This window comes from Actinoplanes sp. NPDC048796, assembly GCF_040650035.1.
GTDB lineage: Bacteria > Actinomycetota > Actinomycetes > Mycobacteriales > Micromonosporaceae > Actinoplanes.
In genome coordinates, this window is record NZ_JBEZGO010000030.1 from 15,485 (window position 1) to 39,757 (window position 24,273).

The 24,273-nt window shown below is 69.3% G+C and carries 22 protein-coding genes and 1 tRNA gene; 7 read left to right on the top strand and 16 right to left on the bottom strand.

Annotated features, from left to right (window positions below; all coding sequences use genetic code 11):
• Positions 1-296: 296 nt before the first annotated feature.
• The 6 genes from AB0C26_RS45875 to AB0C26_RS45900 are packed head-to-tail and all read right to left on the bottom strand — an operon-like array spanning position 297 to position 5,885.
• Entirely contained in the window at positions 297-1,832 is a 1,536-nt protein-coding gene (locus tag AB0C26_RS45875; RefSeq protein WP_360261595.1) for a SpoIIE family protein phosphatase, read from the bottom strand.
• Positions 1,829-3,178 (bottom strand): sensor histidine kinase, encoded by a 1,350-nt coding sequence (locus AB0C26_RS45880; RefSeq protein WP_360261544.1) that lies wholly within the window; start codon positions 3,176-3,178, stop codon positions 1,829-1,831. The genes AB0C26_RS45875 and AB0C26_RS45880 overlap by 4 nt, the downstream gene beginning before the upstream one ends.
• Positions 3,175-4,206 (bottom strand): SpoIIE family protein phosphatase, encoded by a 1,032-nt coding sequence (locus AB0C26_RS45885; protein WP_360261598.1) that lies wholly within the window; start codon positions 4,204-4,206, stop codon positions 3,175-3,177. Before AB0C26_RS45885 ends, AB0C26_RS45880 begins: the two co-directional genes overlap by 4 nt.
• Positions 4,203-4,607: an anti-sigma regulatory factor gene (locus AB0C26_RS45890; RefSeq protein WP_360261547.1), complete on the bottom strand. Its 405-nt coding sequence runs from the start codon at positions 4,605-4,607 to the stop codon at positions 4,203-4,205. Before AB0C26_RS45890 ends, AB0C26_RS45885 begins: the two co-directional genes overlap by 4 nt.
• Positions 4,604-5,035: an STAS domain-containing protein gene (locus AB0C26_RS45895; protein ID WP_360261550.1), complete on the bottom strand. Its 432-nt coding sequence runs from the start codon at positions 5,033-5,035 to the stop codon at positions 4,604-4,606. Before AB0C26_RS45895 ends, AB0C26_RS45890 begins: the two co-directional genes overlap by 4 nt.
• A gap of 1 nt (position 5,036) precedes the next feature.
• Complete coding sequence (locus AB0C26_RS45900) at positions 5,037-5,885, bottom strand: STAS domain-containing protein (RefSeq protein ID WP_360261553.1); 849 nt, start codon at positions 5,883-5,885, stop codon at positions 5,037-5,039.
• A gap of 164 nt (positions 5,886-6,049) precedes the next feature.
• Between AB0C26_RS45900 and AB0C26_RS45905 the strand changes: the two genes are divergently transcribed.
• The 3 genes from AB0C26_RS45905 (at position 6,050) to AB0C26_RS45915 (ending at position 7,247) form a co-directional block, all read left to right on the top strand.
• A complete protein-coding gene (locus tag AB0C26_RS45905; RefSeq protein ID WP_097327808.1) occupies positions 6,050-6,403 on the top strand; it encodes an STAS domain-containing protein in 354 nt (117 codons plus the stop codon).
• A 106-nt stretch (positions 6,404-6,509) separates the two neighbouring features.
• The gene (gene mscL / locus AB0C26_RS45910) at positions 6,510-6,962 is read left to right on the top strand and encodes a large conductance mechanosensitive channel protein MscL (protein WP_360261600.1); all 453 of its coding nucleotides are present in this window, start codon (positions 6,510-6,512) and stop codon (positions 6,960-6,962) included.
• A gap of 51 nt (positions 6,963-7,013) precedes the next feature.
• Positions 7,014-7,247, top strand: coding sequence for a hypothetical protein (locus AB0C26_RS45915; RefSeq protein WP_360261556.1), 234 nt, complete (start codon positions 7,014-7,016; stop codon positions 7,245-7,247).
• 370 nt (positions 7,248-7,617) lie between these two features.
• On the opposite strand, the gene AB0C26_RS45920 is transcribed toward AB0C26_RS45915, so the two are convergent.
• The 6 genes from AB0C26_RS45920 to AB0C26_RS45945 all read right to left on the bottom strand — a co-directional run bounded on the left by AB0C26_RS45920 (position 7,618) and on the right by AB0C26_RS45945 (position 12,860).
• Entirely contained in the window at positions 7,618-8,400 is a 783-nt protein-coding gene (locus AB0C26_RS45920) for a zf-HC2 domain-containing protein (protein ID WP_360261559.1), read from the bottom strand.
• 470 nt (positions 8,401-8,870) lie between these two features.
• Positions 8,871-9,509, bottom strand: a complete 639-nt coding sequence (locus tag AB0C26_RS45925) for a CGNR zinc finger domain-containing protein (protein WP_360261562.1) — start codon at positions 9,507-9,509, stop codon at positions 8,871-8,873.
• A 268-nt stretch (positions 9,510-9,777) separates the two neighbouring features.
• On the bottom strand, positions 9,778-11,181 hold the full coding sequence (gene sthA, locus AB0C26_RS45930; RefSeq protein ID WP_360261565.1) for a Si-specific NAD(P)(+) transhydrogenase: 1,404 nt from the start codon (positions 11,179-11,181) through the stop codon (positions 9,778-9,780).
• A gap of 33 nt (positions 11,182-11,214) precedes the next feature.
• The gene (locus tag AB0C26_RS45935; RefSeq protein WP_360261568.1) at positions 11,215-11,646 is read right to left on the bottom strand and encodes a hypothetical protein; all 432 of its coding nucleotides are present in this window, start codon (positions 11,644-11,646) and stop codon (positions 11,215-11,217) included.
• Between the two features lie 523 nt (positions 11,647-12,169).
• Positions 12,170-12,523 carry a hypothetical protein gene (locus AB0C26_RS45940; protein WP_360261571.1) on the bottom strand — a complete coding sequence of 118 codons (354 nt, stop codon included), beginning with the start codon at positions 12,521-12,523 and terminating at the stop codon, positions 12,170-12,172.
• Entirely contained in the window at positions 12,510-12,860 is a 351-nt protein-coding gene (locus AB0C26_RS45945) for a helix-turn-helix domain-containing protein (RefSeq protein WP_360261574.1), read from the bottom strand. Before AB0C26_RS45945 ends, AB0C26_RS45940 begins: the two co-directional genes overlap by 14 nt.
• Before the next feature lie 191 nt (positions 12,861-13,051).
• Between AB0C26_RS45945 and AB0C26_RS45950 the strand changes: the two genes are divergently transcribed.
• Positions 13,052-13,123: transfer RNA gene (locus AB0C26_RS45950), tRNA-Lys, on the top strand.
• Positions 13,124-13,179: 56 nt separating this feature from the next.
• The gene (locus AB0C26_RS45955; RefSeq protein WP_360261577.1) at positions 13,180-13,347 is read left to right on the top strand and encodes a hypothetical protein; all 168 of its coding nucleotides are present in this window, start codon (positions 13,180-13,182) and stop codon (positions 13,345-13,347) included.
• 558 nt (positions 13,348-13,905) lie between these two features.
• On the opposite strand, the gene AB0C26_RS45960 is transcribed toward AB0C26_RS45955, so the two are convergent.
• Positions 13,906-16,770, bottom strand: a complete 2,865-nt coding sequence (locus AB0C26_RS45960) for a glycosyltransferase family 2 protein (protein WP_360261580.1) — start codon at positions 16,768-16,770, stop codon at positions 13,906-13,908.
• Between the two features lie 337 nt (positions 16,771-17,107).
• On the opposite strand from AB0C26_RS45960, the gene AB0C26_RS45965 reads away from it, so the two are divergent.
• Complete coding sequence (locus tag AB0C26_RS45965; protein ID WP_360261583.1) at positions 17,108-18,712, top strand: chitinase; 1,605 nt, start codon at positions 17,108-17,110, stop codon at positions 18,710-18,712.
• 48 nt (positions 18,713-18,760) lie between these two features.
• On the opposite strand, the gene AB0C26_RS45970 is transcribed toward AB0C26_RS45965, so the two are convergent.
• From AB0C26_RS45970 to AB0C26_RS45980, 3 genes are all read right to left on the bottom strand, one after another.
• Complete coding sequence (locus AB0C26_RS45970) at positions 18,761-19,561, bottom strand: hypothetical protein (protein ID WP_360261586.1); 801 nt, start codon at positions 19,559-19,561, stop codon at positions 18,761-18,763.
• Between the two features lie 143 nt (positions 19,562-19,704).
• Positions 19,705-20,412 carry a hypothetical protein gene (locus AB0C26_RS45975; protein ID WP_360261588.1) on the bottom strand — a complete coding sequence of 236 codons (708 nt, stop codon included), beginning with the start codon at positions 20,410-20,412 and terminating at the stop codon, positions 19,705-19,707.
• 18 nt (positions 20,413-20,430) lie between these two features.
• Positions 20,431-22,518: a S9 family peptidase gene (locus AB0C26_RS45980; RefSeq protein WP_360261590.1), complete on the bottom strand. Its 2,088-nt coding sequence runs from the start codon at positions 22,516-22,518 to the stop codon at positions 20,431-20,433.
• 128 nt (positions 22,519-22,646) lie between these two features.
• Between AB0C26_RS45980 and AB0C26_RS45985 the strand changes: the two genes are divergently transcribed.
• Entirely contained in the window at positions 22,647-23,780 is a 1,134-nt protein-coding gene (locus AB0C26_RS45985; protein WP_360261593.1) for an FAD-binding oxidoreductase, read from the top strand.
• Positions 23,781-24,273: the final 493 nt, after the last annotated feature.

Sequence of the window (24,273 nt, forward strand, 5' to 3'; positions counted from 1 at the left end):
GTCGAAGCGCAAGAAGTCTTGGACAGACGGGATCGGGAGTCAGATCGACGGCAAGCTCTGCATGACGGTGATGACCAGTCTCGAGCGCAGCATGGGGATTATCCAGCGGAGATTGCTCGTATAGTCCACGCCCGCTTCTGACCATGCCCGGCCGCTCTTGCGCTCGATCCGCCCCAGTTGGCCATCTCGGCGTTTGCTCACGAGGTGCTGAGAAGCTCTCGTGCGAGCGGGAACGTGGGCACGGAGGAGCACATCGAGCTGTTGACGCCGTGCATGGCGGAGTGGATTCGGGGCTGTTACCGGCGGCGTAGGGCGACGACGGCGATGTCGTCGGCCTGTTGGCCGGTGCCGCCCAGTTGGGTCAGCAGGCGGCGGCCGAAGTCGTCCAGGTCGGGCTCGATTGTTGAGGCTGCCTCGGCCAGGGCGGCCAGGCCCACGTCGATGTCCGCGTCGCGGCGTTCGACCAGGCCGTCGGTGTACAGCACCAGCGTGCCGCCCAGGGGCAGGACGAACTCCAGATCGTCCGGGCGGGGGGCGTTGATGCCGAGCAGCGGGCCGCGGGGCTCCAAGTAACGGGCTCCGCCGTCCGGGGTGTGCAACAGCGGTGGCAGGTGTCCGGCGCTGGCCAGCCGTACGCTGCCGGTCGCCGGGTCCAGGGTGAGCAGGCAGATGGTGGCCGACTCGGCCGGCAGGACCGTGCGCATGAAGCGGTTGACCAGGCTGAGGACCTTCCCCGGCGGGTGGCCCTCGACCGCGTACGCCCGCACCGCGTGCCGGACCTCGGCCATGACCGTCGCCGCGTGCAGCGAGTGGCCGGCCACGTCGCCGATCGCCACCAGCAGCCGGCCCTCGAGCATGGTCAGCTCGTAGAAGTCGCCGCCGACCTCGGTTTGCGCGCCCGCCGGCTCGTACCGCATGGCCAGTTCCAGGCCCGGCACCTCGGGCAGCCGGGACTGGAGCAGGCTGCGCTGGAGGGTGACCGCGATCCGGTGCTCCTCGTCGTACGACCGCTGGGCCTCGACCGCCGCCGCCACCGCCTGGGAAAGCTGCCGCAGCACCGGGAAGCCGGGCGTCTGTGAACTGCTCGGCACCGCCACGAAGACCGGTGGGCGATCGGCCCGCAGACGCGCGGCGGCCACCGCCACCGTGTCGCCCGCGGGCCACTCCACCAGATCCCAGTCCGACGGCTCCTCCCGGCGTACGAGGGAACCGACCGCAACCGAACGATCCGAGGGTGACCACCGGCGCACCGCCTCACCCGTGGCGGCCAGGGTGTCCCCGTCGGCCGTCTCGGCCACCACCACGACCGGGGCGCCGAAGATGTCGAGAGCGCCCTCCGCGGCCGCGGTCAGCAGACCGTCCAGCGTCGGAGCCGAGTTGATCTCGAGGGTGGCCTCGGCCAGCCGCACCAGCCGGGTGGCCAGGGTCTCGGCGCGCCGGCGGGCCGAGTAGTAGCGCAGCACCGCGTGCACGGTGGCGATCAGCTCGTCGGGCTCGATCGGCTCCACCAGATAGGCGTCGGCGCCCCGGTTGAGGCCCTGCGTGCGATCGACCACGTCGACCGCGTGGGCCGACACGTGGATGACCGGCACCGTGCCGTACTCGACGTCGGTCTTGATCCGTTCACAGACGTCGAAACCGCTCATGTCGGGCAGCTTCACGTCCAGGACCACCAGGTCGACGCCCGAGCCCGGGAGCATCCGCAGCGCCTCGGTGCCCGTCTCGGCCTGCCGCACCGTGAAACCGGCGCGGGTCAGCCAGCTGACCAGCAGATATCGCTTGGTCGCGCTGTCGTCGACGACGAGGACGGTGGCGGTGCCGGTGGAGCTCATGAGATCGGCAGCCACAGCGTGAAGGTGCTGCCCTCACCGGGTGTCGACGCGACACGCAGGGCGCCGCCCAGAATGCCGGCGAGTCGCCGAGCGTACGGGAGACCCAGGCCCGTGCCTTTGCCGCTGATCGGCTTGGAGCCGGGCACCTGGTAGAACTCCTCGAAGATCCGCTCGTGCAGTTCGGCCGGGATGCCGGTGCCGGTGTCGGACACGGTGAACTCGGCGTCGTCGCCGATCCGGCGCACGCTGAGCCGCACCTCGCCGGCCTCGGTGAACTTCAGGGCGTTGGTGAGCAGGTTGCGCAGCACCCGGGCCAGCAGCACCTCGTCGGTGCGGATCGACGGCACCGCCGGCTCCTCGACCACGAAATCGACCTCGGGCCGGGTCGCCAACGGCCGCAGGGTGCCCCTCAGCTGCCCGAAGACGGCCTTGAGGTCCACGTCGGCCATGCTCGCCTCGACCCGGCCGGCCTCGGCCTTGGCCAGGTCGAGCAGATCGTTGACGAGGGAGAGCAGGTCGGTGGCGGAGCCACGGATCAGGTCGACCTGACGGGTCTGCTCCTCGGTCAGCGCGTCGGAGGCCTCGTCGCCGAGCAGCCGGCCCAGCCCGATGATGGCGGTGACCGGTGCGCGCAGCTCGTGGCTGACGTTGGCCAGGAACCGGCTTTTCGCCTCACTGGCCGCGGCCAGCTGCACCGATTTCTCATCGAGTTCGGCGTAGAGGGCGACGACGCCGCGGTTGGTCTCCTCCAGCTCCTCGGAGAGCTGGTGGTACAGGGCCATCACACCGCGGTTGGTCTCCTCGAGCTCGGCGTTGAGCCGGGCGAGGTCGTCACGTTGCGCCCGGACCTCGTCCAGGGCGGCGATGAGCTGCTGATTCTGCACGTTCAGCTCGTCGAGAGGGCTACCCGGGACGTGCTTGGCCAGCCCGGCGCGGATCTCGTCCATCCGTTCCGGGGTCAGCCTCGGCGCACTCGCCGGCAACCGTCGAGCCATCCATACGACCGTACCGTTTTCCGCATCGGTGACCTCCATCTTGTCCACCAGGCGTCCGGCCTGCGCCAACTCGGGCCGCAGTTTGGCGGCGCCGCCTGGAACCGAATTTTCGACTGTCACCCGTAACGACGGTGATACCCCGTCCAGGTCGAACGTGAACGTCACGCTGGCATCACGACCGTCGGTCAGCATCACCCGGCTCACCTCGCTCAGGGCGGTGGCGAGCCGGGTCTGGTCCTGCTGTTCGAGCCCGACCTCGCGGGCCACTTCCCGGCCGAGCTGGCGCACCGCGAAGATGTCCTGCGCCACCCGCAGGCGGATCCTCATCAGCTGCTCGGGCCCGCCGGTCATGGGAGCCGGGCCACGATCACGCCGGCGTCGTCGCGGCGCACACCGGCGTCGCGGAGAACAGTCGCCGCGATCACGACCGGCGAGTGCGTGAGCAGGCCGGGGTAGTCCGCGGGGTTCCAGCGGTCGACCACGCCGTCGGAGTGCATGACGACGACCGAGCCGGGTTCCAGCGGGTAGTCGTACTGCCGGATCTGCCGTCGCTGGTGGCCGGCGATGCCGGGCAGCGAGACCATGCCACGGCGGGCGCCGCCGGCCGCGAAGATCGTGCCGGAGATGTTGCCCAGGCCCGAGTAGCGGACGACACCGGCCTCGGCGTCGAGCTCGGCGACGGCCAGGGCGGCGCCCCGGGTGTGATTCAGCTTGCGGTGCAGCACCTCGACGACACCGGACGGCTGGTCAATGGGCGTTTCGAGAAAGACGCGGACGGCCTCGTGCGAGGCGGCGGCCGCGAGGCCGCCGTGACCGAGCCCGTCGCACATGAGGATCTGGTGGCGACCCTCGATGACGCGGACGGCGAACGCGTCGCCGCTGATCGGCTCGCCGGTCAGCGGGCGGGTCACGCCCGACGCCCAGGCGGTCTCGGGCCGGCCGTCGGGCCAGACCTGGGCGGCCAGGACGGTGCCCTTACCCGGTACGGAGTGCAGGTCGCACCAGTCGGACTGGCGCACGATGGAGCCGAGCCCGATGCCGAGCGTGCCCGCGGTCGAGTGGCCGTCACCGAACGAGCGAACGAGATCGGCCATGCCGGGGCCGCTGTCGATCGCGACGATCTCGACTCCGGCCTGACCCTCGGCCCGGGCCGTGCGCAGCAGCAGCACGCCCTGATCGGCGTGCTTGACCAGATTTCCGGCCACCTCGGCGGCGACTATCGAAAGGTCAGCCGTCTTACGCTCGGGCATGCCCAGCTCGACCGCCAGGCGCTCGGCCGTCCGCCGGACAGCGGAAGCGGTCGCGGCGGCCTCCACCCGGAACCAGGCTCCCCCGTCGAGGAGTCCCTCGGGTATCGACGCCACCGCGCCTCCGCTCATCGGCACCACTTGGTCACGGTAATGCTCGTTCCCGCGCCGGGCGCGGTCACGATGTCGAACTCGTCCACCAGCCGGCGGGCGCCACTGAGACCGAGCCCCATGCCGGAGCCGGTGGTGTAACCGTCGGTGAAGGCCAGATCAAGGTCGGCGATGCCGGGGCCTTGATCAGCGAAGACTATCCGGATGCCGGGCCGCCGGCCGTTGTCGACCCTGCTCACCTCGACCGTGCCGCCCCCGCCGTAGACCAGGGTGTTGCGGGCCAGCTCACTCGCCGCCGTGACGAGCTTGGTCTGGTCGACGAGGGAGAGCTTCACGGCCACGGCGAGGGTACGCACGAGCTGCCGCACCCGTACGACGTCCTGGTCGGAAGTGACGTCGATCCGCCCACCCTGATCGTTCACGATGCAGCTGCCGCGGGCGTCTCGGGCTCGCCCTCGTCCTCGGCGTCGTCATCGTCGAGCACCCAGTTCGAGGTGGCGCGCTCCCGGGCCAGCAGGTCCATGCCGAGCTCGACGTTCAGCGCCGTACGGATGCCGGGCAGTTGAAGCCCCAACTCGACCAGCGTGATGGCCACGGCCGGGCGCATGCCGACGACCACGGTCTCGGCGTCGAGCACCCGCGAGATCGAGGCGATGGTGGCCAGCGTGCGGCCGACGAAGGAGTCGACGATGTCCAGCGCGCTGATGTCGATGATCACGCCGTGGCAGCCGGTCGCGACGATCCGGTCGGCGAGGTCCTCCTGCAACTGCAGGGCGGTCTGGTCCTCCATGTCGATCTGGATCGAGACGAGGAGGATGTCACCGATCTTGAGGACCGGAACACGTTCCACGTCAGCGCCCCAGCCGCTTGGCCTGGCCGGTCTTGCCCAGCACGTAGCGCAGCGCGTCGGCCAGCGACGCCTTGGTGGCGATGTCGCCGAACTCGATGCCGAGCGCCACGATCGTCTGGGCGATCTGCGGCCGGATGCCGGAGATGATGCAGTCGGCGCCCATCAGCCGAGCCGCCACCACGGTCTTGAGCACGTGCTGGGCGACCTGGGTGTCGACCGCCGGCACACCGGTGATGTCGATGATCGCGTACGGCGAACCGGTGTCGACCAGCGTCTGCAGCAGGCGCTCCATGACCACCTGGGCCCGGGCCGAGTCGAGCGTGCCGACCAGCGGCACCGCCACGACGCCCTCCCAGAGCTTGACGACCGGGGTGGAGAGCTCGAGCAGCTGCTCGGCCTGGTCGGCGATGAGCTCCTCGCGCACGCGTACGTAGCTGTCGGAGGTGAACAGGGCCGCCTCGTCGACGAAGGCGGACAGGGCCAGGTAGTCGCGGAGGGCTGTCTCACCGCCACCGCTCTGGTCGACGACGCCGAGCACCGCCTCCTTGAAGGCGAAGACGCTGACCGCGGTCTCGGTCACCGAGAAGCCCTGCCGGGCCCGGCTCGCCGAGAGGTCGCTCAGCTGGGCCCGGAGCTCGGCCGCGGACTCGTCGCCGATGGTCTGGGCGCCACCGGAGAGTGCCGTCTGGAAGGCCTTGCGCAACTCGGAATGCTGTCGGCCCAGCTCGGCGTGACTCAGCCGGCCCCGCAGGGTGGTGGCCACCCGATCGGTCCACGCCGTCACCAGGGCGTCGCTGTTGTCCTCGAGCAGTCCGGCGAACCGAACCGCCTCTTCCGCAGTCAGCGCCACTGCTGTCTCCCGACTCTGTTCGTCCGTCTTGCGTGCAACCTCGCGGACCCTACCACCGGAAGCACTAATACTTGCTGTCAGCCAAATAAAGCTGTGGCGCGCCCCGGTTCTGCGCATCCCCCAGGGGTTGGAGTACCGTTCTGCTCATAATCTGGAGGTCCTGAATGTCTCTGACGGTACAAACGGAACAGCGCGCCGACATGGTCGTCGTGTCGGTCGCGGGTGAGCTGGACATGGCCACCGCGCCCCAGCTTCAGGACCAGATCAGCGACCTGCTGGAGAAGGGGCGCACCCGTCTGGTCTTCGACCTGGCCCAGGTCTCGTTCTGCGACTCCACCGGGCTCTCGGTCTTCGTCCGGGCCAAGAACAGCACCGACGACGCCGGCGGCACCGTCCGCCTGGCCGCGCCGCAGCGCGGCGTGCTGCGCATCCTCGAGGTCAGTGGTCTGGTCGAAGTGCTGCGCACCTACCCGACGGTCGACGAGGCCGTGACGGCGCAGGAGCCCGCGCTCGATTGACTTTCCCCGGTTGGCCCGGTCGGCGTAGTTTGTCGCCGACCGGCCGTGGGCACCTGCTGCCGGACGAAGACCCCTTCCGGTGACCGCAGGAGTGCTCGTGGGCAAGATGTTCCAAGGCTTCAAAGACTTCATCATGCGCGGCAACGTCGTCGATCTGGCGGTCGGCGTCGTCATCGGCGCCGCGTTCACGGCCGTGGTGTCGGGCTTCACCAAGTCCTTCCTCGAGCCCCTGATCAAGTGGATCACCGGCGGCTCGGGCGCCCTCAAGGGCACATGGTCGCCGGAAGAAGGCGTCGTCTTCGACTACTCGGCGTTCATCAACGCTGTCATCACCTTCTTCCTGACCGCCGCGGTGCTCTACTTCCTGGTCGTGTTCCCCCTCAACAAGCTGGCCGAGCGCCGCAAGCGCGGCGAGGAGCCGCCGCCGAAGGCCCCCAGCGAAGAGGTCAAGCTGCTCACCGAGATCCGCGACGCGCTGCTGCGCGGCCAGGGGCACCAGGTGCAGAACAGTGCTCTCGACGAGGTGCTCGGCCGGCGCCGGGAGCCCCCACTTTCATAAAAGATCAACCCACCCGGTAGCGTTCGAACAAATGTTCGATACGCTGCCGGGATGGAGCAGCGTAAGCACTGGTGGAACGGTAAGTGGGGCCGCGTCGCCCGCAAGGACGTCTACCTGCGGGTGAGCGGCGACCAGTGGTACGTCGAACAGCGCGCCGGCGGCGCCGACGGTGTCTCCCACTTCTTCGAGTACGACTCGGAGGACGCCGCCCTGGACACTGTCCGGGCTTTGCTCGCCGGGCCTGATGAGTGGCGCGAGCTTTCGGTGCGCCCACCCGTCCGGTGACGCTCCGCCTCACTGATGCCGCGCGGCCAGGCCGCCGCGCGGTTCCGCTCAGCGTGGCTGGTGTGTCTTCCCTCGCGGTGTGGCTCAGTTTGCCTCGCGCGCTGTCCTCGTGGTTTGCCTCGCGCGCTTTCCTCGTGGCCTGGCTCCACCCGCGGACGTCATCCACCTGCGGGACGTCATCCACCCGCGCGACGTCATCCACCCGCGCGACGTCATCCACCCGCGCGACGTCATCCACCCGCGCGACGTCATCCACCCGCGCGACGTCATCCACCCGCGCGGTGTCATCTGCCCGCAAGCGCCTTCGCTCTGCGGCGCCCTTCCCGCCCGCGATGTCTCCTCGCCGGGCCGCCTTGCCCGCCAGGCTGGCTCAGGCCGCTCGGCGTTCTTTCTCTTGTGCGGTCATCGGGCCGCGCGGGACCAGCCGCAAACCCGGGCGGGCCGGCTCGATCTCCTCTTCCTCGTCGGCGAAGCTTGCGGTCCAGCCTGAGCCGGCGCCTGCCCGCGCGCCCGGGGGCGTACTCGCGAAGCCGCCCGGAATGCGGGAAAGCGTGACAATCAGCAGGTAGCCCAGAATCACGAAGCCGTGGCTGACCAAGCGCGTGGCGTCGACCCGGCCGCCGGACAGGTCGTTCACCGAGAGCAGCACCAACATCCCCACGAACGCGGTGAGCATCGGCACCAGCCCCGACGGGCGCACCCGGCGCAGCGCGATGAAGAGGTACCCGGCGCCGACCGCGACGTTCCACGCGGCGGACTCGTGCCAGAGATGACCGGGGTCGGCGGCTGCGGCGGTGTGCTCGTGACCGCCGACGACGACCCCGCCGCCGATCTGGTCGAGACCCAGGATGAGCTGCACGGCCCCGACGGCGGCGAGCGCCACGAAGAGCGCCGCGGCGATCGGGACCCGCTTGACGAAAAAGGCCCGGCGCTGCGGCGACGGCGCGGGCAGCGCCGCCAGGATCGCCTCGCTGAGGTCGGGCGCCGCCGCCATCCGCGTGCTGGTCAGGCGGTTGACCGCTGCCGCGCTGTCCAGCCATTCCCGGCATCCGGCGCATCCGGCCAGGTGCTTCTCGACCAACGGCCGGTCGGCCGGATCGTCCTCGCCGTCCAGCTGCGCCGAAAGCATCTCGCGCCACCGCTCACAAGCCATGAACCCATAGTCGCGCGGGAGAGCCCCGAAGTTCCCGGGGCCCCGGGCTCAGAACTCGCCCACAGCGACATCCGCCAAGGTCACGCAAGTGCCGCGCAGCCGATGCCCGTGCCGTTCTAAGTCCCTCGCCTCGTTCCCGTCGCACAAAGAAGAGAACCGCACATCTCAGGAAAAAGCCACGTCACCGAAACAAGGAGTACGAAGGCCTCGCCACCGGAGGGCGGCCGAACGGGCCACGCCCGCCAGACGAAACAAAGCCGGCCGAGAGAGGACGGCCCTTGACGAGACGCCCAGCGATAGATGCATGCCCCGGATGAAAGCACCTCACCAGGGATGAGGGGTCCCCTGAGGGAGGCGCTTCGTGATGAAGGCGCGCCCTTGATGAAGGCGCGGCCCCTGGTGGAGCACGCCGCCTCTCGTGGAAGGCCGTGACGCTCCTGAGGGAGCCGCGCGCGCCGGAATGAGAGGGCTCAGATAAGGCTCGGCGGACCCTGAACGGTTGGCCGCGGCGGCAAGGCGCCGCTGCCGCCCATCAGGCGGCGGCGCTCGCGGAACGCTCGCAAGTTGGCCGTGTTTCCGCAGGTGCTGACGTCGTGCCAGACGCCGCTGTTGTTGCGGGAAGTGTCGAAGAAGGCGGCCCGGCACTCGGCGTTGTTGCACAGTTTGAGCCGCGGCCAGAGGCCGGCCTGCTGGGCGAGCAGCGCCTCGGCCCAGAGGGCCGACGCCAGCCAGCGCACGCCCCGCCCGGTGGGCACGATGCGGACCCACCCGTCGGCGTCCGGGACGAGACTGACCGGGACGTCAGCCGGTGGGAGCGATCCCGAGGGCTCGCGCGTGCCACCCGCCAGGATCACGTTTTCGAAGGTGGACCTCAGCCGGCGCAGCGACCGCAGATCGGACGACGAGATGAGCAGCGTCGGCGCCGGCAGGCCGGAAACCCGCGACCAGGTGGCGAGCGCCTCGGTCAGCCAGCGTTGCGCATCGTCGGCGTCGAGCAGGAGATCGACGCCGTACGCCATGGGGGCGCGCGTGTTCAGCAGCTCCTGAAGGAGGGCCAACCCGGCGGGGGCCTCGCGTACGCCGTGCCGGGCACTGGCCATCCATGACATAGCCGAAGGGTACTTGATTCTTTTTCACGGCAACCCCCGGCGAACCTTAGATCCCTCTTAGAGATCAGTTTTCATCGCGGGGGAGTGCTCCTCTTGTGCCGATTAGACACACTGCGGGGTGACATTGAGCAACGCCGGGACAATCGCCTGACGCCACGTTGGACAATCGCGGCAGCGTTCGGTGCAATTACGATAATTCCGAAAATCCGTAAAGGCGGGTACGAGCGTACGGCCGCAAGCGCAGCGCAAGCACCCGCCCAGCCGGCGCCTAACCGTCGATTCTCGTGATGTTGCGGATCTTGTTGGAGGCGTCGAGCGCCGCCACCTTGTACGCCTCGGAGAGCGTCGGATAGTTGAAGACCGTGTCGACCAGGTAGTCGACTGTGCCGCCGCAGCCCATCACGGCCTGGCCGATGTGCACGATCTCGGTGGCGCCCGTACCGAAGACGTGCACGCCGAGCAGCTTGCCGTCCTCGGGCGCGACCAGCAGTTTCAGCATGCCGTAGGAGTCGCCGACGATCTGGCCGCGGGCCAGTTCGCGATAGCGTGCGATACCTACTTCAAATGGTGTAGAACCCTCGGTGAGCTGGTCCTCGGTCGCGCCCACGAAGCTGATCTCGGGAATCGTGTAGATGCCGATCGGCTGGAGCTGGTGCATGTCGCGGGTGGGCTCGCCGCACGCGTGATGGGCGGCCAGGCGGCCCTGCTCCATCGAGGTCGAGGCGAGCGCCGGGAAGCCGATCACGTCGCCGACCGCGTAGATGTTGTCCACGGCCGTACGGAAATTGCCGTCGACCTCGATCCGCCCGCGCTTGTCGGCGCTGAGCCCGGCCGCCTCCAGGGCCAGGTCATCGGTCTGCCCCTGCCGGCCGGCCGAGTACATGACCGTGTCGGCGGCGATCTTCTTGCCGCTCTTGAGGATGCAGAGGGCGGCCGTCTGGTGACGTTCGACCGCGGCCACCTCCTCGCCGAAACGGAAGGTCACGCTCAGATCGCGCAGATGGTATTTGAGCGATTCGACGATCTCGTCGTCACAGAAGTCGAGCATCTTCTCGCGGCGCTCGACCACCGTGACCTTGGTGCCGAGCGCGGCGAACATCGACGCGTACTCCATGCCGATCACCCCGGCGCCGACCACGACCATGCTGCGCGGCACCGCCTGGAGGTTGATCACCCCGTCCGAGTCGACGATCGTCCGGTCGTCGAAGTCGACGCTGTCCGGCCGCGCGGGTCTCGTACCCGCCGCAATGATGATTTTTTCGGCGCTGACCTTGCTGTCCCGGCCGCTGCCGCCGTCCACCCAGATCGAGTGCGCGTCGGCGAAGCGGCCCACTCCCGTGATCATGGTGACGTGGTTGCGGGCGAGCTGGTTACGGATGACGTCGGTCTGCCGGCTGATCACATGCTGGGTCCGCGCGGCGAGATCGCTCACGGTGATCTCGTCCTTGACGCGGTAGCTGCTGCCGTACAGATCGCGCTGGCTGAGGCCCGTCAGATAGAGCACAGCCTCACGAAGCGTCTTCGACGGCACGGTGCCGGTGTTGATGCAGACTCCGCCGATCATGTCGCGGCGGTCGACGACGCCGACGCGGCGTCCCAGCTTGGAGGCCGCGATGGCGGCCTTCTGGCCGCTGGGCCCGGAGCCCAGCACCAACAGGTCGTAGTCGTACACAACACTTAGCGTCGCAGTACCGGAGGGTCCGGTCTATGCCGTCACAAGATTTTCCCTGTTGTTTCCTTGAACGGGAGCGTAAGCGGGCGGCCAGGCCGTGCCGTAGAGCTCGGCACAGATGACCACGCTCATCCACGGCACCCATGGCCCGCTGAGCACCAGCGGCTCCTCCCGCCCGATGATCTCCAGGGCCACCGACCAGTGGGCGTCGCCCGGCCGGATGCGGGTGATCGCCCAGAGCGGGATCTCGCTCTCGCCCAGGATCAGGCGGAGGTTGGTGATGACGGCGACTTCCTTCTTCGAACCGCCGACCTTGACCGGCAGCCAGCCGTACTGCTTCTCGGCGGCGCGCAGCTCGATGGTCGGGCTCACCGCCGCGGGCCGGCCACCCCGCCCGACAAGGGCGGTCAGCATCGTCATGGAGCGGAAACCCGCGGTCAGTTGCTCGGCGTCGTACTCGGTCACGCTACCGATACTGTCCCACGGGGTACGCCCTGACCAGCGGCCGTTCGCGGGCAATCCCGCGCCCGAGCAGGCTAATCCTTCCGTGTTTCCACGTTCCGATCGACCAGATCGCCGACCCTGTCGACCCGGGCCCGGCCGACCGGATCGCTCCGCTGAGCCCGCAGCCAGTAGGCCGTCCCGAAGAGCATCGGGGTACACACGCCGCGCGGGTGATTCGGCACGGCGACGACGAAGCCGTGCGAGCGTTCGCGAAGTTTGAATAGGCCGACTTGTCGACATTGGCACCCTGGAGCACCAGGACCACAGGCGCCTCATTCTTGCGAACCGGGTAGTACGCGTCGGCCGAATCACCGTTGATAGTCGTGCTGTACGAGCTGACCGCCGGAGCCGCCTCGGCCGTCGCCGGGGTTGCTATTGACCCGGCGACGAGCGGCGGCGATCAGAGCGGCACGGCGTACGACCGTGTCGTTTCCCCTCGTGGAACGCCGTTTCCACCAAGAACCCGGCTACGCGGCGGATTCAGTCAATGCGTCATGGCGTTCTCGATCAGCTCGACCGTCGCTCGCGGATCGTCCACCTGAACGATCAGCCGCGCGTAGTGCTCATCGGTCAGCTCGATGACCACGGCTTTCGCCGGATCGCGCACATCCCAGAAGATCCGCTCACCCTCGCGCCGGAACGACCCGGCAACCACGACTCCCGGCATGTTTGTCCCGGCGGTACGCACACCTTTCGGCTCACTCACGATGCCCGGGTCGTTGGTCGCCCCGCGCACGTTGGCCAGCGGAATGGTGAGGCTGCTCTTGAGCGCCCACAGCTTGTCCATTCCCTCGACCCGCACCACCAGCGAGCCACCCTCGATCTCAACGATCGCCATTCTTCCCCTCCGCCAGCTCCCGGACTTTCAACCCCAACGCCATCGTCGTGGCCTCTTCGCCACCTTCGTCGAGCAGCCGAAGCGCTCGCGAGACCTCAGCCGCCACCTCGTCGTCGACGGGCGCCCGCTCGGCCGCCGCCAGCAGGAGAAACCGAAGATCCCCTCGCTCGGTGAGCTCCCGGTCGACGTAGTGCCGCAGGGCCGCGAGATAGAGCCCCCGCTTGCTGCCGAACGTCTTGTAGAGGCTCCCTCGGTGAACGCCGGTCTGCCCCACAAGGTCGTCGACCGAGGTCCCGTCATAGCTGCGCCCCGCGAACAGAGCCGCGGCAGCCACCACCGCCGCCTCTTCGTCAAACCCTCTAGGCCGTCCCACACGTCGTACGCTAGCCGGTTTGAGAACGATCAGTCAAGAACGAACGTTCTTAAACGTACGGGTCCTGGTCCGCGCCCTGAAGATCCTCGATCCGGCCGCCACGGGGAAAGCCGCATGCTGGTCGCACAATCACTCCGGTAGCCTTATGGATCAGCGGGCCGCTAGCTCAATGGCAGAGCTGAGGACTTTTAATCCTTAGGTTCGGGGTTCGAATCCCCGGCGGCCCACTTCAAGCCCAGGTCAGCTCGGTGTCCCGCCGCCGCATCGCATCATTCGACCGACAGTGAAGCAGCGCAGCCAGCGCCGGTTGACGGTGCGCAGCGCGATCGGCGTTCCGATGCTCGGCGGAGTCGTCGAGCAAGACAGCCCACGAACCGAGTACCACCTGGTGGTCGCCGCATCAGACCGTGAGCTGACCGGCTTCGCCCGCGCCGGCCTGCGCCGCCGGTGAAACGCCGTGGCCGGCCGAAGCCGCTTGCGCCGCCGGTGAAACGCCGTGGCCGGCCGAAGCCGCTTGCGCCGCCGGTGAAACGCCGTGGCCGGCCGAAGCCGCTCCGCCGGAAACCGCCGCGCATGGACGAAGGCTGCGGCGCGGAGCTATAAATCGCCCCGCGCCGCTGATGAGCCGGGCCGCGTCGCGGAGGCCGCGCCGCCCATACGCCGGACCACGCGGTCGAAAGCCCGGACCGCGCAGTCGAAGGCCGACCCGCGTAGTCGCAAGCCCGGGCCGCGGAGTCGAAGGCCTGACCCGCGCAGTCGAAGGTCCGGGCCGCGCGGTCGGAAGTCCGAGCTGCGGAGTCGAAGGGCTGACCGCGCAGTCGAAGGGCCGGGCCGCGCAGTTGAAGGTCCGGGCCGCGCGGTCGGAAGTCCGGGCCGCGCGGTCGGAAGTCGGGCTGCGGTCGCAAGGCCGGGTCGCGGTCGCAAGGCCGGGCTGCGGTCGCGAGCCGGGGCCGCGCGGTCGCGAGCCGCGCCGCGGGAAGTGGCGGCGCGGCGTTGAGGATGGGCTGGGTTACCAGCCGCCGACGCCGGTCAGGACGCGTTCCACCGGGACCGGCTTGCCCAGGTGGAAGCCCTGGCCGAAGGCCACGCCGCAGGCGACCAGGGCGTCGCGCTGTGCGGCCGTTTCGATGCCCTCGGCGATCACCGTGCAGCCGTGCTGCTCGGCGAACTCGACCAGGGCCCGGATCGCCGCCTGGCGTGCGGTCTGGTGCTCGACGCCCTCGATCGAGTCCAGTCCCAGCTTCAGGAAGGCCGGCCGCGTCGATTCGACCAGGGCCAGCGTCTCGTAACCCGCCCCCAGATCGTCCACCGCCATCCGTGCCATGCCGCCCAGCTGGGCGAGTTCAGGCGCCGGCGTCCCGCCGACCTCCAGGATGAGCGGCCGCCGGGCCTCGGCCAGCAGCGGCGCCAGCTCGTGCGGGCGGCGCTGCAGGTCGGCCGAGACGTTGATCGAGAGCCAGGTGCCGTTCGGCAGGGACGCCGACGAGGCGATGGCCGCCTGGACCAGGGCCGCGTCCAGCGCGACGTGCATGCCGCGCTCGGCCGCCGCCTCGAGGCCTTCGCGCGGGTTGCTGCCGTCGGCGAAGCGGGTCAGCGCCTCGTATCCGGCGACGTGGCCGCTGATCATGTTGTAGATCGGCTGGAAGACCGTGAAGAAGCTGAACTCCTCGAACGAGTGCGCGCGGCTGGACGACGATTTGTCGGCCTTCCAGGTGCCCGCGTCGTTGCGCTGGAGCCGCACGGTCGTCTGGCCGGCGGAGGCGCCGTGCTCGTGCCGGTAGTGCAGCACCGTGGCCCAGTCGCCGACCGCTGCCGTCTTCTTCGGCGCTTTCTTCTTCCGGGACTTCTTCGGGGCGACCGGCCGGATCAGCCAGTCGCGCAGGTGGGTCATGAGGTCGACGGCCGTGTTGCCCAGTCCGACGAACGCGATCATCGCGTACAGCGAGAGGATCAGGTTGAGGCCGGCGAAGACGAGGTTGTTCCAGTGGTGCAGCTCGATGTCGCGCCATGCCGTGTAGACGCAGAGCACGATCAGCGCCAGCGGCAGGATCAGGTAGCTGGTCGCCGCCGTCGTCCGGTTGCGCACCTTCGGTGTGCGCTTGAAGGCGCTCTTCTCACCGGTCAGCAGCTGGAGCAGGGAGGCGATGCTGCCGGACAGGTTGACCGGCAGCAGGATCAGGTTGAAGCCGTAGATCCGCAGCATGTCCGACCGTTTGTAGCCCAGGTGCTTCAGGTCGGCCGCCATCATGAAGAAGTACGGCACCGAGACGAGCAGCAGGATCGGGTTGAGCAGGTCCTTGTTGAACGGGTAGGCCAGCATGACCACCAGGCACACGGAGCTCCAGAAGATGGAGGCCATGTAGTTGACCCGCAGGAAGTACTCGCCGAAGCGGTTCTTGTCCTCGCGTTTGGTCTTCGCCCGGAACTGGTCCTTGAGGCGCGACAGGATCAGCAGGCCGCCGTTGGCCCAGCGCTGCCGCTGGATGCAGAGCGAGCCGAAGTCGGGCGGGGTCGCGCTGTAGGCGAGCCGTTCCGGGTAGTTGTGCAGTGACCAGCCGCGGACGCCGAGGTCGATCGTCGACTCGGTGTCCTCGATGACCGTCCGGTCCTGAATGTACCGCTTGATGGCCCAATCACCCTCGTACGAGGTCTCGCAGATCTCGTCCAGGGCTTTCTTGCGCAGTACGGCGTTGGCGCCGACCCAGAAGGTGGCGCCGTAGTGGGTCATGCCCTGGTGGACGATGTACTGAATGTCCGTCGTGGCACCCGAGATGCGCTCGATGCGGGTGGCCGAGCCGGGGTAGGCGCTGTACGGCGTCTGCGCCACCGCGTGCTGCGCGAAGGCGCCCTGTTCGAGCAGGTGGACCAGGCGCAGCGCGTACTCGGGAAGGAGAACGCTGTCCGCGTCGAGGGTCAGCACGTAGTCCGGGTTCGGCACGACCAGGTCGGCCCGGTTGGGTCCGGCCGTCACCAGCGCGGTGCCCAGCGGCGTGCTGACCTCCTGGTACGCGCCGCCCATGAGCCCGATGTAGCTGTTGAGGTTCATGGCCTTGTTCGGCTCGTGCGACAGCGACACGTACTTCTTGCGCTCGAAGCTGGTCACCTGCGCGTCGAAGATGGCGAGCAGCCGGCGGTAGAGCTGGTTCATCCGCGCCAGCGGCAGCGTCACCTGCTCGTCGGCGCCCTTGCTGAGCGCCCCGGAGATCTGGCCGAGTTCGACGGCCAGTGGCTGGAGGAGGTGCTCGACGAAGAACGTGTCGGTGTGGTCGACCATCTCCTGCCGGGCGCCCAGGTCGTAGAGCCAGTCGGAGGCGAACCGGTACTCGTCGGCGAGCCGGCGCATGTCCTCGAGCACGACCAGGTAGCCGCCGCGGTAACGCACCTGCTCGTCGAAGGCGGCGTAGGCGGTCGAGACCCGGTGGTACGGGATCTTCAGCTCGGCCTCGATCTGGCCCGGCAGCGCCCGGGCGGCGAGGAGCATGTCACGCGCGGCGCGGGTTTTCGGCTGCCGCGGGTCGTCGATCAGCAGCGTCACCCGCAGGCCGGGGTACTCCTGGAGGGCCGCCGAGAGAAGCGTCGTCCGGTTCGTCCGTTCATCCTCCTGATATGACGGCACCAGAACCGTCACGGACGGCATCTTCCCGCCGATGAACTCGTCGAGCATGATCCGAGGCGCTCGCTGGTGACCGCGCGATCGGTAGAAGTAGCCGATCCGCGTGATCAGGTAGGCGATCGCGGAGGCGGCCAGGCCGGTGACGACGAGCATGTACACGATCGCCTCGATCGCGAGGCGCACGCTGGAGGCGTGCCCGGCGATGAACTGCTGGATGATCGTGTAGGTGATGTAGCAGGCCCAGACCGTGATCGTCACCACGATGGCGAGCCGCCCCCGGGTGATCCTGCCTTCGGAGATAGGCGGCGGGACGATCGGGTGAGGATCGGTCCTCCGGCCGGCTCCCCATTGGCGCTGGGCGTCCGGCTTGTGCCGATCCGCCGGTTTGCGTGGCATGCGTTTACGAGCCCTTCGGTACGAATTGCGACGACGCCGCGCAGCGACGCCCGCGGAATTGTCGTTCCAAGATCATGATCTGGCGCTCCGTTGTCCGGTTTGGACCTGGCCGCTCGCGGTTGTTGATCTTGACCCTTTGCCCGATCGCCGCCCCGGTGGAGATGGGGCAACGTGGGGCGACTCGGAAAACGAAAGGCTCTTCATGACGGACCGTGCCACACCCGTAGCTGTGCGGCCGGAGTACGACCCGCTCGCCGACCCGAACTGGCAGGAACCGGAGCAGCCGCGCAGCCGGCTCTCCTGGACCAGGCTCGGCATTCTGGTGCTCGTCCTGGCCCTGGCCGGTGTCGGCGGCACCCTCGAGGTCATGCACCTGCGGAACACGTCCGGACCAACGGCGAAATCCTGGGCGGTGCCGTACGTCGACGTCACGCTGACCCCGACGTTCCAGTTCCAGGACCCCACGGCCAACCCGGCCAACGACGTCGCCCTCGGGTTCGTCGTGGCCAGCCCCACGAACCCCTGCACGCCCAGTTGGGGCGGCGCCTACACGCTCGACGAGGCGGCCTCCTCGCTCGAACTCGACCGGCGCATCAACCAGCTACGGCAGGCCGGCGGCGACATCACCCTCAGCCTCGGCGGGCTCAACAACAAGGAGCTCGCCGTCGCCTGCACCGACCAGGCCCGGCTCACCGACGCCTACCGTCAGCTGATCAAGCGGTACGACGTGAAGACCCTCGACCTCGACATCGAGGGCACCGCCGTGGCCGACCAGGCGTCCCTGCGCCGGCGCGTCGCCGCGGTCGCCGCCGTGCAGAAGGAACGGGCGAGCGCCGGCAAGCCGCTCACCGTGTGGCTCACCCTGCCCGTCACCCCGAACGGCCTCCTCGACGACGGCGTCGCCGTGGTCCGCGGCATGCTCGAAGGCGGCGTCGCCCTGCGCGGCGTCAACGTCATGACGATGGACTTCAACAACGGCGACAAGAACCCGAACATGCTGGCGCTGAGCACGAGCGCCCTCAACGGGACACACAAGCAGCTCACCGACCTCTACCTGCGCCTCGGTCAGAAGCTCACGTCGCCGCAGGTGTGGTCGCGGATCGGCGCCACCCCGATGATCGGCCAGAACGACGTCGACACCGAGCGCTTCACCGTCGCCGACGCCCGGGGCCTGGCCGAGTTCGCCGTCGGCAACGGCCTCGGCCGGGTCTCCATGTGGTCGATCAACCGGGACGCGGCCTGCCGCGGCACCTTCGCCAACGTCGTCGTGCACTCCAACACGTGCAGCGGCGTCGACCAGGACGCGCTGGCCTTCTCCAAGGTCTTCGCGGGCCTGCCCGGCAAGGCCGCGGGCAGCGACAAGGCCGACTCGGTGGAGATCCCGAACCAGGCCGACACCGTCGACGACCCGCGGACCAGCCCGTACCCGATCTGGCGCATGACAGCCATGTACGTGGGCGGCTACAAGGTGGTCTGGCACGGCGTGGTCTACGAGGCCAAGTGGGCCAACTCCGGCATCGACCCGTCGGCGGCGCCGCTCGCCGGCACGCAGAGCGCCTGGTCGGTGATCGGCCCGGTCAGCCCGGTCGAGAAGGCGCCCCGCCCGGTACCGACGGTCACCGGGGTCAAGCGGGTCTGGGCCCCCGGCAACCTCTACCAGCGGGGCGCCCGGGTGTTGCTGAACGGCCTGCCCTACGAGGCCCGGTGGGCCACCAAGGGCGAGAGCCCGTCGACCGAGTTCCCGATCGACGCCGACGACCCCTGGAAACCGCTCTTCAACGTCCCCGGCGAGCCGGTGATGAACTGACGAAACGGGCGCCGCCTCCGACGTGAAGCCGGGGCGGCGCCCGTTTCGTCAGCAGAGATCAGTAGAGAGCCGCGTACTTCTGATAGCCGGAACCGACAAGCTGGAGCGCGCCGAAGCCGCCCTTGCCGTTGCCGAGCTTGCGGAACAAGGTGCCGGCGCTGTTGCGCAGGAGGAGGTCATTTTTGCCGTCCTCGCCACCCGGGCAATCCTGAGCTTCCAGGAGTCCAGCGGGCGCGTGGCGTTGATCGATCCTGCCCAACCCTGATACTGGCCGAAGCCCAGCCGGCTGGAGGCGTCGACGATGCCGCCGGCCGGCGCCGACGGCCTGGTGCCAGGGTCGATCACATGGACGGCGCCCTGCTCGTCGGCGTACGCGACGTCGCCGCCGAACTTGTCGACGGTCCACGTGACGTTGCGGTCGTCGGCGGTGTCGCCGCGCGGGAAGGTGGCCGGCGTGGCCGTGCTTCCGTCGCCGAGGTCACGGCGTACGAGGGAACCGCTCTCGTCGTGATGGACGAGGAAGTTGTCACCGAGCAGATAGGGGGACGCCGGAAGCGCGGTGTTGACCTTCCGGGTCAGGTCGAACACGCCGGCCGGGCCCTGGACGCCGCAGCTCCAGCAGAGGAAGCGGGCGGTCGCCCGCACCTCGGTGGCCGTGCAGGCCGAGCCCGTCGCCACCGCCGCGCCGAGGACGTCGGTGCGCAGGTTCTGCGGCTGAAGCTTGCCGGGCGCGGCGCTCCACAGCGTCTCGGACCACAGCCCGGCGCCGGTCACCGAACGGGAGGTGTACCTGTTGTGGCCGACGTCCACGATGTACTGCCGGACCGGGTTGGTTCCGTTCACGATCACGTGACTCAGCGACGCGTCCACCACCGCACCGACCAGTCCGAAGCGCCCGTGCCGCCGACGTAGACGACCCGGTTCGGCGCCTGGATGAGGCCGCTGTTCGCGGTAACGACGGACCGACCCGAGGCGTCGGTCCGGGCCGACGATCACGGAATCGCCGGCCAGGCCCACGTTGTGATAGTCGGTGACAACGGGAGAGCGCCGCGCCACCAGGGTGCCCGAGCGGTCGTAGACGTCGGTCGCGAAGGTCCCGACGAAGGCCACCCGTCGGTGGTGAGCAGAACTTCGGAGGGCGCCGTCTCCGGCGCCGGGAAGGGCGTGAAGCGGCCGGTACGCACGTCGAGCAGGCCGTAGTGGACGACGGCGCCCGCGGTCGCGTCGCCCGCCAGAACCTGGAATCCGGTGAGGCCGTCGGGCAGACCGGACGTCTCGATCCGGTACCGGGTGTCGGCGTCCACCAGCCGGGGCGGCACCGTTTCGTTGATCAGAGTGTTGCCGTACAGCTTGGTGTTCGAACCGGAGATGGGGACGTTCCGCCACGCTTGCGTGGCCGCGTTCAGCACTGTGAGCACACTGGGCGCGTTCGGGCCGACGGAGAACGAGTCGCCGCCGGTCGGCCGGAACCGGCTCGCCGCGCTCGTGCCCAGGCCGGGGATCGCGGTGGTGAGCCCGTCCGCGTGGGTCGTCCAGACCCAACTCGACGTGCTGTTGTGCCGGTGCAGGAAGCCCGTCGCGCCGGCGAACCCGATCTCGTCGGACGGGTAGTAGGCCGCCGTGTCGGCGGGGAAGACGGTGATCTCGGAAGGAGCGGCCGCAGCCATCGCGGGGGCGGGGACCGAGGTCCCCGCCGTCACCGCGAGCGCGCCTCCTTTTTAGAGAGTCGCGACACCCAGCACCTCGAGGGTCCAGGCGTTGACGAACGCCTCTTCCTTCCAGGCGTCGTAGCGGCCGCTCGGGCCCGCGTGCCCGGCGCCCATCTCGGTCTTGAGCAGGTAGTCGCCGTCGGGGGCGGTCGCGCGCAGGCGCGCGATCCACTTGGCCGGCTCGTGGTAGAGCACGCGGGTGTCGTTCAGGCTGGTCATCGCCAGGATCTTGGGATAGGCCAGCTTGGCCACGTTCTCGTACGGGCTGTAGGACTTCATGTACGCGTACACGTCGGCCGACTCGAGCGGGTTGCCCCACTCCTCCCACTCGGTGACCGTCAGCGGCAGCGACGGGTCGAGGATGCTGGTGAGCGGGTCGACGAACGGCACCTGGGCCACGATGCCGGCGAAGTCGTCCGGCGCCAGGTTGGCCACCGCGCCGACCAGCAGGCCGCCGGCCGAACCGCCCCGGGCGACCAGGCGGTCGGCCGATGTCCAGTGGCCGCGCACCAGCTGACGGGCGCACGCGATGAAGTCGGTGAACGTGTTCTTCTTGGCCAGCAGCTTGCCCTCCTCGTACCACCGCCGGCCCATCTCGCCGCCGCCGCGGATGTGCGCGATGGCGTAGACGACGCCGCGGTCGAGCAGCGACAGCCGGGCGATCGAGAAGAAGGGATCGATGCTTGCCTCGTACGACCCGTAGCCGTACAGCACCGCCGGCGCCGTGCCGTCGCGCCGCGCGCCCTTGCGGGCCACGATCGAGATCGGCACCCGGGTGCCGTCGTCGGCGATCGCCCACTCGCGGAACTGCTCGTAGTCACCGGGGTTGTAGCCGCCCAGCACCGGCCGCTGCTTGCGCAGCGTCATCGTGCGGGTGATCAGGTCGACGTCGTACATCGCGTCGGGAGTGATCATCGAGGTGTAGCTGATCCGCACCGAGGAGGTGTCGTACTCCGGGTTGCCGGCCAGGCCGACGCTGTAGAGCGGCTCCGGGAACTCCATCTCGTACGAGTCGGTGCTGCCGTCGACCATCACGCGCAGCCCGGTCAGCCCGTCCCGCCGCTGCGAGACGACGATGTGCCTGACGAACGCGTCGACCGACTCGATGCGGGTGCCCGGCTCGTGCGGGATGAGCTCGACCCAGTCGCCCGGCGCGTCGGCCGACGTGTAGGACACCGCGAAGTCCTCGGCGTCCTTGTTGTGCAGGATCAGCAGGCGGTGGCCGTGGTGCTCGACCGAGTACTCGACACCCTGCTCACGCGGGGCGACCAGGATCGGCTCGGCCGTCGGGGTCTCGGCCGGGATGATCCGCACCTCTGAGGTGATCTTGCTGCCGGCGTCGATGACGACGAACTTCTCGCTGCGGGTGAGGTCGACGCCGACCCAGAACCGCTCGTCCGCCTCCTCGTAGATGACCACGTCGTCGGCCGCGGCCTGGCCGACGGTGTGCCGCCAGACGCGGTACGGCCGCCAGGCGTCGTCGACGGTGATGTAGAACAGCACGCTGCCGTCGGCCGACCACGCCGTGCCGTACGAGGTGTCGGGGACCTCGTCGGGGAAGACCTCGCCCGTACCCAAATCCTTGATCTTGAGCGTGAAGCGCTCGTCGCCCTCGAAGTCGGTCGAGTAGGCCAGGCGGGTGCCGTCCGGGCTGACGTCGAACGTGCCGAGCGCGAAGAAGTCCTTGCCCTCGGCCAGCACGTTGCCGTCGAGCAGCACCTCCTCGCCGGCGACGGGCCCGTCGGCGGACGGCGGATCGGTCTCGCCCGGGCGCACGGCCACCCGGCAGTGGATGCCGTACTGCTGACCCTCGACGGTACGGGTGTAGTACCAGAAGTCGCCCTTGCGGCTCGGCACCGTCAGGTCGGTCTCCTTGGTCCGCGACTTGATCTCCTGGAAGAGCGTGTCACGCAGCTCGGCCAGGTGTGCCGTGGCGCGGTCGGTCCAGGCGTTCTCGGCCTCGAGATAGGCCGTCGTCTCCGGGTTCTCCTTGTCGGCGAGCCACGCGAACTCGTCGGTGACGGTGTCGCCGTGGAAGGTGCGCTCGTGCGCCGCCTGGCGCGCCGAGGGTGGGCTGTCCGGAGTCTGAGAAGTCACCCGCACAACGTTACCGGGCGGTCCGATTTCCTAGCCTTCTTTACTTCTCGCACGCGGACCGCGGCCGTTCGAACACGTGTACGATATGCCAGAGTGGACGATCTTAACGGCGTTGGGGGACGGGCAGAATGAGGGAGCACGTGCTGAGCGCGCTTGTGGAGATCTGCGGGCCCGATTACGCGCGTGTCGCTCGCTCGGTGGACACGGTCGCCGGCCGCCGCGCCGGCTTCGTCGCGCTGCCCGCCACGCCCCACGCGGTCGCCGACACGGTCCGGCTCGCCGCCGGTCTTCCGCTCCGGTTCGTGGTCCGAGGTTCCGGGTCAAAGATCGATTGGGGTACGCCTCCCGGCGCCGACATCGATCTGATCATCGACACCGGACGTCTCAACGGCATGTGGGACCACGACGTCGAGGGCGCGACGGCCGAGGTCGCCACCGGTACGCCCGTCCACGCTCTCCAAGCGGCACTGGCGCTGCGGGGCCAGCGGCTGCCGGTCGATCCGCCGTCCCGCACGGCCACGCTCGGCGGCATGCTCGCGCTGAACGAGTCGGGCCCGCTGCGCCACCGCTTCGGCACCCCCGCCGAGTACGTCGACCGTGTCACCTACGTCGACGCGGAAGGCCACCCCGGCGAGTCCGACGGCGAGGACGGCCGCCCCGGCCTGGCCGAGATCAAAGGCGTGATCACGTCGGCCGTGCTCCGCCTCCAGCCGCTGCCGCCGGCCCGGCGCTGGGTCGGTACAGCGGTCGCCACCCCACCCCAGATCCGCAAACTCGAGTCGGCCGCGGCCGACCTCCAGCCGAGCGCCATCGAGATCGACCTGCCGGCCGGCGGCCCGGCGGGCACACTGGCGGTGCTCTTCGAGGGCGCCGAGGCGGAGGCGGTCGAGCGCGCCGAACAGTTGGCGGCCCTGTGGGGCGCGGGCGCGGTCGTCACCCCGATCGCCCCACCGTGGTGGGGCGCCTACCCGTTCGGTCACGACGACGTGGCGCTGCGCCTGGCGGTCTCCCCCGACGACCTGCCAGCCGTGATCTACTCCCTGGGCGACGCGGTCGGCACACCGGTCCCGATACGAGGCTCGGCCGGCCTGGGCCGCGTCCACGCGGTGCTGCCCGGCTCCCTGCCCCCCGACCGCCTGCGCGGCATAGTCGACAGCGTCCGCCACGTCCTGCTGGCCCGCGACGGCCGCGCGGTGGTCATCGCCGCCCCACCAGCCGTGGCCACCCAAATCGAAATGGCCGACCGCCACGACCTGTTCTGACCCGCACCTCGCCGCCCTCCACGCCTCACCGATGGCACGAGTCAGGTCCGCGTCAACTGTTCCCTGAGTGCCGTTGGTGGCCACCTGTCCGACGGCTCGCGGCTCGCGCTTGGCGTGGTCTGACCCTCGCGCGCCTGGCCCTTGGCGCCCGCGCCGCCGCTGTTTCAATCCGCCGGCGCCCTCTGGCCGTTACCCGTCCCGCGCCTTCTGCCCTTCGCCCGCCCGGCGGCTTCTGCCCGGTACCCATCCCGCGCCCGCCGGCCGTTGCCCGCTTGACGGCCTGGCGGCTTCCGGCCTTCACCTGCCTGGCGGCTGCTGGCCCTTATCTGCCTGGCAGCTCCAGGCCTCGCGTCGCGCCGCTTCACGCCCTTGCACCCGTCGCTTCACGCCCTTGCACCTGTAGTGACCATGAGGGTTGTTGACGCGGCGTGGCGCCTTGATCAATGAGAAGACCTCCGGCGAGGTGGAAGTTACGACGCTTCACCTAGACCGG